The organism is Paraburkholderia bonniea, assembly GCF_009455625.1.
GTDB classification, from domain to species: Bacteria; Pseudomonadota; Gammaproteobacteria; order Burkholderiales; family Burkholderiaceae; genus Paraburkholderia; species Paraburkholderia bonniea.
This window is the reverse complement of sequence record NZ_QPEQ01000001.1, coordinates 1,576,956-1,589,110: the sequence shown is the minus strand read 5'-3', so window position 1 is coordinate 1,589,110 and position 12,155 is coordinate 1,576,956. Positions and strand designations below refer to the sequence as shown.

Annotated in this window: 9 protein-coding genes; 2 read left to right on the top strand and 7 right to left on the bottom strand. The window is 54.1% G+C overall.

Going from position 1 to position 12,155, the window contains the following annotated elements; all coding sequences use genetic code 11:
• Positions 1–526 precede the first annotated feature (526 nt).
• Both GH656_RS06930 and GH656_RS06925 read right to left on the bottom strand, forming a co-directional pair.
• Entirely contained in the window at positions 527–1,804 is a 1,278-nt protein-coding gene (locus GH656_RS06930) for a hypothetical protein (protein WP_153075203.1), read from the bottom strand.
• Positions 1,805–2,090: 286 nt separating this feature from the next.
• Positions 2,091–2,978, bottom strand: a complete 888-nt coding sequence (locus GH656_RS06925; protein ID WP_153075202.1) for a LysR family transcriptional regulator — start codon at positions 2,976–2,978, stop codon at positions 2,091–2,093.
• A 128-nt stretch (positions 2,979–3,106) separates the two neighbouring features.
• On the opposite strand from GH656_RS06925, the gene GH656_RS06920 reads away from it, so the two are divergent.
• Positions 3,107–4,018, top strand: coding sequence for an NAD-dependent epimerase/dehydratase family protein (locus tag GH656_RS06920; protein WP_153075201.1), 912 nt, complete (start codon positions 3,107–3,109; stop codon positions 4,016–4,018).
• A gap of 47 nt (positions 4,019–4,065) precedes the next feature.
• Here the strand turns inward: GH656_RS06920 and GH656_RS18215 are convergent, their stop codons facing one another.
• The 4 genes from GH656_RS18215 to GH656_RS06900 are packed head-to-tail and all read right to left on the bottom strand — an operon-like array spanning position 4,066 to position 8,955.
• Positions 4,066–6,171: a type VI secretion IcmF C-terminal domain-containing protein gene (locus GH656_RS18215; protein ID WP_153075200.1), complete on the bottom strand. Its 2,106-nt coding sequence runs from the start codon at positions 6,169–6,171 to the stop codon at positions 4,066–4,068.
• Between the two features lie 38 nt (positions 6,172–6,209).
• Positions 6,210–6,872, bottom strand: a complete 663-nt coding sequence (locus GH656_RS06910; protein ID WP_153075199.1) for a hypothetical protein — start codon at positions 6,870–6,872, stop codon at positions 6,210–6,212.
• The gene (locus GH656_RS06905; RefSeq protein ID WP_153075198.1) at positions 6,847–7,320 is read right to left on the bottom strand and encodes a hypothetical protein; all 474 of its coding nucleotides are present in this window, start codon (positions 7,318–7,320) and stop codon (positions 6,847–6,849) included. Before GH656_RS06905 ends, GH656_RS06910 begins: the two co-directional genes overlap by 26 nt.
• A gap of 54 nt (positions 7,321–7,374) precedes the next feature.
• Complete coding sequence (locus GH656_RS06900; protein WP_153075197.1) at positions 7,375–8,955, bottom strand: hypothetical protein; 1,581 nt, start codon at positions 8,953–8,955, stop codon at positions 7,375–7,377.
• A 48-nt stretch (positions 8,956–9,003) separates the two neighbouring features.
• Here GH656_RS06900 and GH656_RS06895 point away from each other — a divergent pair, with 48 nt between their 5' ends.
• Positions 9,004–9,327 (top strand): hypothetical protein, encoded by a 324-nt coding sequence (locus tag GH656_RS06895; protein ID WP_153075196.1) that lies wholly within the window; start codon positions 9,004–9,006, stop codon positions 9,325–9,327.
• Here the strand turns inward: GH656_RS06895 and GH656_RS06890 are convergent.
• Complete coding sequence (locus GH656_RS06890; protein WP_153075195.1) at positions 9,309–11,696, bottom strand: type VI secretion system Vgr family protein; 2,388 nt, start codon at positions 11,694–11,696, stop codon at positions 9,309–9,311. The genes GH656_RS06895 and GH656_RS06890 overlap by 19 nt on opposite strands.
• Between the last annotated feature and the right edge of the window lie 459 nt (positions 11,697–12,155).

The following is a 12,155-nucleotide window of genomic DNA, read 5'->3' as shown; positions in this document are numbered from 1 at the left end:
TAGGGTTCGAGGGTTCCCGGGGGCCATTGCAGCCAAATGACACGCCCGGAGAGTGAGCGAAAGTCTAGCCGCGCAAATTTGTATAGACAACTTCTTTCTTAAATAATGAAATCAGGGTTTTCCTTGATTGATCGGATATAGCCTGGTGTTTCGCGGCTTGTTTTTTGCATCTCATGCAAAGAGAAACAACATTTTGCCCAGGATAAATTCATGCCTGATTGAGTGGAGAGTTTTATTAGCTGGTTTTGGTTTTTATTTTCTAAAATACGTTGATTGTGGATTTTTATCTGACTAGCACTGCGTTTAAAATATTTCCTGACGGCAGCATTTATTGCTACAGCTACGACTCCGATAAAAGCGCCACTTCATCTCACAATGCAAAACGGCGCACCCTCAAGGCGTTATTTTTTGCATATGAGCGCTTGAATCCAGCACCAAATAAACAACCCGCGCCCAGCGTGTTTTATCGAGGGTGGCACCGCGAGATTCGTGCCGTCCGCCATCATCAGTCAGCGCCACCCTATATTCAGTGTTGATGTGTAACCGAAGCTTTCGAGCGCGGTGCTGAAGCTTTTGATTGCCATAGATTTTTAAGAAAGCTATTCTTCGCCTCCTTAAGTCTGGATAGCATACTCTTTGGGCGAATATATTTAAGACCGATTTTTACTCCAATTTCAAGAAGATGACCAGACGTCGTAATAAGCAGCGTTAACATACCGAGAGGATACTCAGCTTTGCTGCCGGGGTTTTCCTTACCTTCCCGGGGTGACTCTTTATTAGTGATGCTCTCATATGCAAATCTGATAGCTTCGATAGACATGCCTAATATACTAAAAATAATGGTAGACGGAACCGTGAATTTTCTTATTTTTTCATTTTTTTCAACATCTTTCCTGGGGAAATACAATTTAGCAAGTTTTAAAATAAATTTAATTTCTGCGAATATTTTTTTCTGGGTTTCAGGATCGCTCGATTTCAAAAATTCCGTGGTTTGCTGCTGCAAGTTATTATGAGCATTGATAAAATGTTCAATTGTCTGCGGATCGCCATCATGAAGAATTATTTCATTAAATAGCGCTATTATCTCCAGCTCAGCTTGCAGAACGCTGTTTTGTTCCGCTCTAACTTTTCTGAACTCTTCCGGATAATTATTGTATTTTTCAATTTCCTCGACGAGATCCGGCAGGACTTTTGATAAATGTTTATGGAGCTCTGAATCGTGCTGCTGGATCTTGGATAAATTGTCCGAAATCGAAATTTCAAATTCTTCCTCGGCCCCATTAAGCTCAATCACCTCGATAACATGGGCACTTTCAGTTGTGTTTATAGTATTATCTATCTGGCTTAATGGCGATGAAATAAACGATGAGCTAGAAGGAGCTGAAGAACTTGCCAGTTCCAGACTAGATATATTGCTCCACTGAGCGTTATCGCCATTACTATAAATTGGAGAGTTGATTGGTGTTTGTTCCAATTCTTCTGATATCGGGAGCAGCGGTGATTTCATCACCCGAGGACTCAGGGAGACACTATCCAAATCGACCTTGGTGGAATGAATATTTTTTGGCGTGTGCAGTTGCTGGATGTATTGGCCGCGCTGCGACTGGGACGGCGAATCTTGAATTGATGAAGATTTATCCTGATTATGTCCCAAGGTAACAGGGCTATTTTTTGGCGTAATGTTATTTACCCTGCGCAGCGTTAACGAGCTTTCTGAGTTACGACGGTTTTGTGATTCTTCACCATGATTCGCCCCTGAGAGCGAGTCTGACTTACTTCCATTTTTTTCAATTTTTGGCGGCATGACATCTCCACAATGTTAAATTACAAGGCGATTAAATTTATCGCCACCTTGCTTTCAATTTCATTCGAATTTTCCGCTCCATATTTCCGGTTCGGTAAAAATCAAACTTTGGTAACATGGCCCGCAAAGTTAGTTCCAGAAACTATTTGTAAAATCGCCTGCTTTTATCATGAAGTTTTATCGAATCGCAAACTGCCAACCCTGGTTATCTATAAAACAATGTAGAGAATTACCCACGCGTATATCGAGCAGCCCGGCGCAACCTCGCGCCACGGCGCCCCCCCTCTTAAAGCTCCACCCGTTCCGCGAGAAAATCCAGAAAGCACTGCACCCGTCCGGCCAGCGCGGCGCTCTGGTAATACACCGCGTTCACTGGCTGCCGCTCTTCGAGCAGCACCGAATCGAACAACGACACCAAACGGCCCGCCCTGATGTCGGCAGCGATCATGAAATCCGCCAGCCGGGCAATGCCCCAACCTGCCAGCGCGAGTTGCCGCAAGGTCTCACCGCTTGAGGCCGTAATCCCCGGTTTGATCTTCAGCGACGTCTGCGCGCCATCCCGCAACGGCCAGCGGTTCAGGTGCTCCGGGGCGGTAAAGCCAATCAACCGGTGCTGATGCAACGCCTCAGGTGTGCGCGGTTCGCCGTGCTGCGCCAGATAAGCCGGGCTGGCGATAATCCGCACCCGGCTCGTGCCCAGCAAGCGAGCGTGCAGCGTCGAGTCCTGCAACACACCAATCCGCAACGCCAGATCCACTTTTTGCTCCAGCAGATCGACCGTGCGCTCGTTGCTGCTCAGCGCTAGCTCAATCTCCGGATAACGCGCAGAAAACGCTGTCATATGGGGTGCCACGCAGTGCAGCATGAACGGCGACGCAGCATCGACCCGCAACCGCCCGGACGGGCGTTCCTGACGCTGCTTGACCGACGCCTCAGCATCTTCCATCGCCGCCAGAATCAGCCGCGCCCGCGCGAGAAACAGCTCGCCCTCGTCGGTCAGATCCAGCCGGCGAGTGGTGCGCCGCACCAGCGCAGTGTCCAGCTTGTGCTCCAGCCTGGACAACGCCCGGCTCACGCCTGAGACGGTCTGCTGCAGTTTCTCGGCGGCAGCTGTCATCGAGCCGCTATCAATCACGGTGACAAACACCAGCAATTCATCAGTGGAGGTTTTCATCAGTCCTCTATTGTTGATTTTTATTCAAGATTGATTTGAGGCTAACACGCTTTTTGCGAAGATCACTTCAGCCGATACTGACGCCCTGTCTCGTCATTTACGTCATTCAATTGCACAAGGGGAGCGTCATGAAAGTATTCATCACTGGAGCAAGCGGGTTTATCGGTGGTTCGATTGCGGCGGGCCTGGTGCGCGCCGGGCATCAGGTGACGGGCTTAATCCGTCAGCCAGGGCAAGCGGCTGAGCTTGAGCGCCTGGGCATCCGTCCGGTGCTGGGCACACTCGATGATCGCGCGTTGCTGATCGCCCAGGCCCAGGCAGCAGATGCCGTCATCAATGCCGCGAGCAGCGATCATCGCGGTGCGGTCGAAGCCTTGCTTGAAGGGCTGAAGGGCTCGAACAAAGCGTTTTTGCACACCAGCGGCTCAAGCATCGTTGGCGATGCCTCAGGCGGCGAAGCCGGAGCAGCCAAGGTGTATTACGAGGATGCGCTGCCCACGCCCACCGCAGAAAAAGCCGCCCGCGTCGCTCTTGACCAGCAGGTGCTGGCAGCAGCGCAGCAAGGCATTCGCTCAGTGGTGCTGTGCAATACGCTGATTTACGGCAACGGCACCGTGGCGGGCAGCGAAAGCGTGCAGGTGCCGCGTCTGGTGCATGAAGCACAGAAAAGCGGAGTGGTGCGGCATGTTGGCAGCGGCGCCAATATCTGGTCGAACGTACATATCGACGATGTGGTCGAGCTGTACCGTCTGGCGCTGGAAAAAAGCCCTGCGGGCACCTTTTATTTTGTCGAAAGCGGCGAAGCCTCGTTCCGTGACATCGCGCAAGCAGTAGCCGATGTGCTGGGCTTGGGCACACCGCAAAACTGGCCGCTGGCGGAAGCGCAAAAAGCCTGGGGCGATGAAATGGCCGCTTATGCGATGGGCTCGAACAGCCGGGTGCGGGGTGAACGGGCCCGTAAGTTGCTGGGCTGGACACCTGCGCGGACCTCGGTGACCGACTGGATTCGCCACGAGATGCAGCCTCGGGCAATGGTTTAAGCGCTGGGGCCTCTTTACCTCGCTCCGGACCCACCCAAGGCTCGTTTTTATTCAGGCAGCGGCACCACCGCATGGCGGGCCGCTTCCAGTGCGGCTTGTGGCAACGGTGGCGACGGTGGCCGCGTATTACTGCGAGCGGTTTGCCGCGTGCCCGCCGGAGCCTTCCCGCCCGGTTCTATAAAAATCCGCTGCGGCAGCACGAAGCCCCTTAGCGCCAGCAGTTCAAGCGGGCCCTGACCTGCCTCAGTACGCATCTGGTAACGGACCGGATACGTCAGCACTTCCGGTGCAGCCGCGCGCGGGCCATGCGCGCTCAGGCTCTGTGGATCAGGTTCATTCGCCTGCTCCGCCTGCTGTTGCGTTGCGCTGGTTTCAACGCCAGACGATGCCAATTTGGTATCCCAGGTATCAGGCCGAGCCTGCCAGGTCAGTTGCGTGAGCGCGCCGTCGAGCGGCTCCACCTCCGCCTGCTCCAGCATCCTTATCAACCCCCAGCGTCCGCTGAACTCGAAGTGTTTGTTCGTGCCCGCCTGCGTTGTCTGCCATTGCAGCCGGGTGCCGGTAGCCTGCGGGTCGTTTGACGGCCACGCCATCGTCTGCCAGGTCTCGCGCTGGTTGTAGTAATGCAGCTTCTGGCCATCAAGCGTCAGCACGGTATCGGTAATGCCCGGCGTCGGCACCGGCTTGAGTTCGAAACGGTAATGCGCCTCGCCACTGGCCAGCAGCGGGCCCGCGAGGCGTTGCAGCGTGTTCACTGCGCGCAGGAACGCCGGGTCGAACGCCAGCGCCTGGCTGTCGCGCGCGACTGGCACCCAGCGGTCGCCCTGTAGTTCCAGCACACCTGCGAGCTGCGTGCCGAGGAACGCTGGAATCAGCCCGCCATCACGCCGCAGAAAGCGCGTGAGTTCGGCCACTGACGCATCATTCCGGGTGCCAGCGAATGGATAGCGCCCGGCGAACGCGCGCTGCCACGTGATGCCGATGGTTTGCTGCCACGCATCGTTCAGGCTGGCCTGCGCTGGTTGCAGCACGGTGCGCGTAGGGTTGGCGATATTCGTGAGCGAGGCATCGTCAAATGCATGAGCAAGCGCGATATCGTCGCGGACATCAAAGCCACTGACCCACACGGTATGAATTTTTGCGGCAACGGCTTTGCCCCACAGCATGGCCATCCGCAGGTTGCCCCCCAGATTGTCCAGACTGCATGCGACTGGGCGATGTAACGTTCCGACTGCTGTTACTGGCCCGACAGCGGCTTGTGCCCCCAGCAGTACTGCAACACCACCTTCGGTGCTGCCCGAGGGTGGCGTTGCGTCATGCCATTCGAGCGCCATCACCAGCAGCGGACCTGGCTCACGGGCATCGAGCCAGGTATCGGCCAGCATCAGGTCTTCGGCCGCAGCGGCAACCTTGCATTCAAAAGGCGGAAGACCCAGACAAGCCAAAGCATGGCGAACCTGCTGAAGGCGCGGTTCGTTCTCCGCTGAACGGATAACGGTCAGCAGCCTGACCACCGGCAGATACTTCACGCCCGGTTGGCACAGCGCATGCAGCGTATCCGCCAGAGGTGCCAGCACCTGTTCGATGATGTGGTCAATACCGTCCAGACCCTTGGTACCGGCATCACCATTTGCTTCGATATCCTTATCGGCTGCATCGAACGCATCCTCTTCACCGGAGATTGCAATCGGCACGATATCCGGCAGGCGCAGATGTTCGATCAGTCCAATACCAGTCCGAGGGGGTTGCGCCCTGAGTAGCGGCTTCGCTTCCATTACTGCCTGAGCTAATCCTTTGCCATCCAGCGGCAGGTAGCTGCTACAGGCCAGCACATAGAGTGGTTGCCGGGCACGCTTTACCTGGCGGCGTAACCATTCCCGCCGGTGCTGGTTCCAGTGGAGCGCATGCAGATACTGTGTTTCGTAGCCAGCACGGGCAATGCCAATCAGCAGAAGGAAAACCAGATTGGGGACGCCAGCGATACAGAACCCGAACCATGCGCTCTGGGTGGACTTACCGGGCGGCCACAGCAGCAAAGTGATGACGATGCCTGCGCCACAACACGCAGCCCACACGACGAACCATGAAATCAGGTGCGGGAGACGACTGGGATAACGGCCGGGTGTACCTGCGGCGGATAAGTTAATGGGCATGGGTTTTCCAAGGTTCTACTAGAAAATTCTTATGCAATTTATTTATTTAACTTGAATAGCGTCAAACATTCGGCCTCTCCAGCTAATACGCGTTTATTTTTTGATATGTCCCATACACCAGGATATGCATCAATGTCACAGGCAATCTGTCCACTCGGCGCAATAAAATTTCCGTCTGGCGATATGATTGATGCCCCCGCCTCACCAGTACTTCCGAAGGCGTAATCTCTTAGTTTTGAGAGTTTGCGTCCAGATGTATAAGAATCATTTAGGTTTACGATGTTTTTTGTGCTACCAATATATGCTACCGCAGCCAAATAAAGAGGGGGGCGAGAACTTACAAAATCAAGCGCCACATAAATATTTTCCATCAAATTTATATCTGATAAAAATCCAACATTTTCCGGAATAAAAGAAACATGTATCGGTACGGTTTCACTACAATTTTCCGTTAACTTAATCGGCATATACCCTCTCTCTGAAACAATTAAAGCCGACTTATCAAAGCTCTCAACAGCATATTTTGAGTTATCATTTATTTTGCAGATGCGAAACTCTCCACTGGAATATATGGTGAGATATTTTCCATTGGCTCGGTATATTTTATTGGCATCTGCCGCACATATCCATCCCGCGTATAGACCTACCAAGATTTGCACACCGATTTTATATAGGTTACACCAGTATTTTTTTTGCGACACGAGTGTACTCCAGTCCATTATTTTCGTCTAAATATGCACCATTTATAGCGCGTGTAACTGCACGCGAAATAATTCTTTCTTTTTGTATTTCAGCAGCAGTTTCTGCAGCTATCCCGTTGTCTCTATCAATTTCCATGACAGCTTCCGGCCGCTTAAATCTCAAATAAAAACCGCCACTATCGACACAATTTTCCGGCAACGAAACTCTCTGAGGATCTGCAATTTCTGCGGGCTCTTTTTTCATTCCGGCTCTATTGCGCTTCAAAAATGATGGATCACCCCACCAAGAGCGAGAAAAACTAGATTGAGATAGCCAACCACGGTACACCCAGTAATCTGCATAATTGCTACGCCCCGTTAGCTGCTTGAATCCTCGACCACGAAATTTCTGCGCATCTTCACGGTCGCAATTGCCATTTTTCCAATTGTATGAGCCGGCAATTCGCATCCCGTGGCTATTGAATTTCGCCGAACGGAACCATGCATCGTCTTCTAAGGGAAATTACCCGTACCAGTGCCCAAGATCTACTTCTTTAGCTTTTGAGGCTGGATTGATGACTGTCCCATAAAATCCAACCGCATTTAAATTTCCAAGCATGCTGGTTTCTTGCATAAGACTCAGCCATGCACTCTCAGCAGCACCTTGCCCAAGAAAATGTGCCAATCTAGCTGGATCGGTCATTCCATATTTTCGTATCGCATAGTTCAATGGAATTAAATATGTTGTGCGTAGCTGATCTGGGGTTGGTTGTTGTTGGCGACCGTACCTTGCGTTTGAGTAAATTTGTTTAAACTCATTCAAACTCAACCACCCGCACCGCCTAAAATGCCGAATAAACTGAAGCGGATGAAAAAACCAGAGTTTGCTATCCGACAAGCCAGTCTTATCCCAAAAGCAAAACTGCGCGGCGAAAGCGATAAATTTGTTGTACGCCTCAACCCGCCCGTCATAAAACTCCCCTGGTGCAAGCAACTGCCGATAACGCGGCTCCAGCTTCGAGGCATCCCATTCTGTCGGGGCTTCGCAGATGAAACCGCGTAACTGCTCGCGCAAATCTTCATGATCCGGGTCATTCAGATAGCGGCTGAGTTCCTGGTCTCTGCTCCAGACTGCATCGGACTGCCCCCGCTCAGTAGGCGTTTCACTAGCCCGCGTATCGGCAACGATTTTCCTGAGCGAATCGACGTCGCATAGCCCGTCTGCATTGAAGGGGCTCTGGCCTTCGCTGATTTTTTTCCAGCCTTTGAAAAACGGAAAGTCAGCATCGGAGAGCTTCAGCACTGCGTCCTGGCTGATATCTATATAGCCTTGCCGCTCCTCGGCAAATGTCACCTGCACCCAGGTCGCGCAGGGATTGTGGCTGAGCGGCCGGTGGTGGCCCGGCAGCCCCGGCACAAACGCTGGCGGCGTGCTGATTGCGCTGGCACCTAGCGTAGCGGGCGTGGACAGAATCCGTCCGAAGCGCAACAGTTCGTAGCCATCGCTCGGGCAAGCCGGATACAGCGCCGTGGCCCGCTTATACAGGTCATATTCGTAGCCCGCTTCACTCTCCAGATGTGAAGAACTCCCGCTCAATGGCTTCAACTGGCCATCGCCTGTGTCCTGCCAAACCCGCGTGTATTTCGTACCACGATGAAAATACACCTCGACATACAGCGTGCCGGCATTCTGGCCTGCATCCAGCTCGCGGAATGGAATGCCGTTCAGCCTGTGATGTGCATCGGTGCCAGGCGGCAAGGCGAGAAAGGCCTGCTGCGGTGGAATCACGTAATAGGTGCTGCCCCAGCAATCGGTAGTCGTTGATGTAACGGACTGCGTCCGGCCCAGTTGAGTCTGGCCGAAATATGCTTCAAACCCGGGCTGTGTCATGAAGATCTCAAAGTGCAACTGGAACTGGTCATGACATTTGCCCGGATAGCCGAGGATGTCCTTCCGGTAGACCTTCCTGCTCTCGCCGCCAACTGCTGAGCCCGCCGGGGTGGTCGGGGTTCTGAGCCAGGCGGGCAGGACATGCGGCGCGCTGCCCACTGCCGGAAGATTGCCCATCAAGGCCGTCAGGTCATTCAGGTTCAGCAGGTGCATAGACAGCGAATAAAACGTTAGCGTGCGGCCATCGCCTGTCTCTGTCGTATGCCGGAGCAGTACAAAGCCGGTATCGCTATTGAGCTTTGGGGAGCCATCGTCATTCTTTTTGCCATCGCAGATCGCGTTCTGGCAAACCCGGTAAGCAACCACCTCTCCATCGGCAATGGCGCGTACTGGCAACGACTGCTCGCGAGGATCCAGATGCTGGCCGCAGTGCCAGCGCCGGTCGAATGCGATGGGGTAAATGCCATGGCGGGTCGCAAAGCTATCCACCTTGTCCATCATCGCGTCGAGTGTGTCAGCCGAAGCAGGTACGGCCGGCAGGAATGGCGGGCTGATAATCATTGGCTTCAATGGGAGAGGGAGTAATCGTCGCCCGGCTTGTGCAAATTGCTTTGGGGAAGCGTCGGCAACGGCGTACTGAGACTGGCGGGGCCTTCAAACCGGAAGGTTGCGGCCTTGACCCTGAAATCGCCCGGACAGCAGATTTCGATGCTGCCGTTTTCGAGCGTGACGCGGGCACCACCGCTGGCCAATATCACTCGTCTTTTGCCACTGACTAACACATCCTGCTCAGCGCTGGACACATGCAGCTGTTTTAAAGCGAACAGGTCTAGCTCATCGCTTTGGGCCTGAATCTCGACCTTGCCTTTGGCCGCGAACAGCTTGATGCCGAGCTTGTGCGCGCAGAACGAGATCAAATCGCCCGCAGCCAGCGTGAAACGTTTCGCCGCGCTGACGTCGACATGCCTGCCCGCGGTTAGCACCAGGTTGTCGCCAGCGGCATGCTGGACTGAACGTGGCGTGGTCAATGCGATGCCGTCTGGTGCGCTCATGAGCAGACCAGCGCCCTTGAGCTGGTCCAGTGCTTCCTTCAGGCTGGTCTGGGTAGACCTGTCAGCAGGCGTTGCCCTGGCTGCGGTGGTTGCCTGCACTAACTCCGTAACCTGGCTTAGCGCAGCCGTTAACTGTGCAAGCGCTTCCTGCATATCCAGTTGCGGCCCCTGCGCCCTCACCTGCTCATCGGCTGAAATAAACAACCCTTTCCCCGCCCGAATCGCGCCATGCGCATCGGTACGCAGTTCAAACCCCTCACCGCGTTTCTCGCACCGTCCTTCTACCCGCTTGCCACTGACGATATGTCCGAGCGTGAGTTGACTCTTGCCCGAATGCTCCGTCGACAGCTTGACGTGCTCCTCGTCCTTCCAGTCTTCGAGCTGGATTTTGTTATCGCTGCGCGTGCGGATCACGTTGCGTGAGAACCAGCGCTCCTGGCTGGTCACCAAATCACCCTGAATACTGTTGTGATGAAACTGCGCGATGTACGGCTTGTTTGGATCACCGTCACGAAATGCCAGCACGGCTTCCGTGCCATCAATTACCGGGAAATGCATACCCGTCTGCAACGCACCTGCAAACGGTTTGGCCAGCCGCAGCGGCACGCTTTCGCCACCTGGGTTCCATGCATCGAAGTCGCAATCGAAGCGCACCACATAGCGCCCCTGCTGTGTCAGGTGCGCGTATTTGTATTCGTTGGGTGAGGTCACACGGCCGCTGAGCGTGCCGCTGATTTTTGGCCAGACGTCGTCCCTGATCTGCAGACGGAAACGCCGGTTAGAAGGAATCGCACGCCAGGTGTTGCGATAAGCGCGGTCGCGCGCGCCGCTATGCGTGACTTCGATGATGAGTTGTCCAGGCGGCGCAGGCCGCACCGGTTCTGGCTTGTTGCCATACACGTCAAACGGAGCTTCTGGCGTCTCGTCGCGCAGCCACATCACCCGTCCAGGCCGCAGATCCAGCACGTTGCCTGCGCCCTCATGAAGCACCTGCCACGCTACCGCCGCTTCATGCCGCAGTTGCGCCTGCCACTTCGCACCAGGCTCGTCCAGGTGATGCGTGCCGTAGATATAGGGCTGGCCGTAAGTGGTGCTGTCGTCACGAGTCACGCTGGCTTCAGCGCTGAAACGTTCCCACGCGTTGTCAGGGTTGTAGTCCGCGACGCGAAACGATGACGGAACGGTTTGCGTGTGCGTCTGCAACGCATGCACCGCTTCGATGCCAGCTTCGAGCCCGGCTGTTTCGCGGTATGGCACTTCCAGCCGGGGCTGATACACGTAGTGGTCGATGTCATCGCCAAACACCACGACATCGCCAAACTCGCCAGGCAGGATGTAGCAATAGATGCCCTCCTGCTCCATCAGCAAATGGATATACGCCCAGTCAGCGGTTTGATACTGAAAGCGGAACAGATGCTGCGGATACTTGCGCCGCAGCCGGAACTGAAACTGATGTCCTTTAAAACCATGCCTGCGCAGGATCGCTTCGATGATCTGTGGCGCGCTTTGATGCTGATAGATGCGGCTAGTGCGGGTCAGCCGAAGCCGCGCGATATGTGCTTCGACGACGATGCGGTAGGTGTGAATATCAGCGCTGCTGCTGAGCGCGGAGAAGCGGGTAATGCAGCCGGAGAACACGCGCGGTGAGCTGCCATCCTGCGGCGTGATGGAGAAAATGGCATCACGTCCAAGGTAATCGCTAACCGTCAGTGCATCGGGATGCGTGACGTTAATGTCAATGCGATAAGGGTCACCGATACGCTCTATGGCGTCGAATGACACGATGGAAAGGCCAGTGCCATTTCGAGTATTGGCCGGCCCCTTCACCTCCAGAAAATACCGTTGCTGCCCCGTGCGCACACTGGCCAGTGGCACATCGCGGCTTTGCTGCCATCGTTCCATCGGGCATCTCCTCCCTGTCACACATGCAATATGCATGCATGACCGTCTCTGTCATAACATTCGGACAGCGAAGATAACCGATGAACATCAAAAAACGAAAGATTTTTTATTTAATCGTTAGCAAAACATAATTAAAACGAAAAACCCGATTTTTCTCATAGATTCTTATCTATACATGATGGTATTCAGCATAGCCAGGCAGATAAAAATTAAACAACCAACAAGGCAATTAACCAGTTTGCGTAAACAAAAAAATACCAAAACCCCAAATCAACATCAGGCTGAACTGATATGACATTCACCTTCAATCGCCACCCAACCAGCTACAGCCCCCCATACCCCACCATCCAATCCAGCACCATCACAAGCCACCTTAGCGCCGCTCACCACCCACGGCCAAACCTACCAAACCCACCACCACAGCCCCGCTAACACCAGCACGGCCGCATTCCAGAACCG

What these genes read in the sequence shown, in the direction of transcription:
- GH656_RS06890 (WP_153075195.1), bottom strand. Translation starts at nt 11,696, where the DNA reads ATGGAACGATGGCAGCAAAGCCGCGATGTGCCACTGGCCAGTGTGCGC.
- GH656_RS06920 (WP_153075201.1), top strand. Translation starts at nt 3,107, where the DNA reads ATGAAAGTATTCATCACTGGAGCAAGCGGGTTTATCGGTGGTTCGATT.
- GH656_RS06925 (WP_153075202.1), bottom strand. Translation starts at nt 2,978, where the DNA reads ATGAAAACCTCCACTGATGAATTGCTGGTGTTTGTCACCGTGATTGAT.
- GH656_RS18215 (WP_153075200.1), bottom strand. Translation starts at nt 6,171, where the DNA reads ATGCCCATTAACTTATCCGCCGCAGGTACACCCGGCCGTTATCCCAGT.
- GH656_RS06895 (WP_153075196.1), top strand. Translation starts at nt 9,004, where the DNA reads ATGCCGGAGCAGTACAAAGCCGGTATCGCTATTGAGCTTTGGGGAGCC.
- GH656_RS06900 (WP_153075197.1), bottom strand. Translation starts at nt 8,955, where the DNA reads ATGCACCTGCTGAACCTGAATGACCTGACGGCCTTGATGGGCAATCTT.
- GH656_RS06905 (WP_153075198.1), bottom strand. Translation starts at nt 7,320, where the DNA reads ATGCGAATTGCCGGCTCATACAATTGGAAAAATGGCAATTGCGACCGT.
- GH656_RS06930 (WP_153075203.1), bottom strand. Translation starts at nt 1,804, where the DNA reads ATGCCGCCAAAAATTGAAAAAAATGGAAGTAAGTCAGACTCGCTCTCA.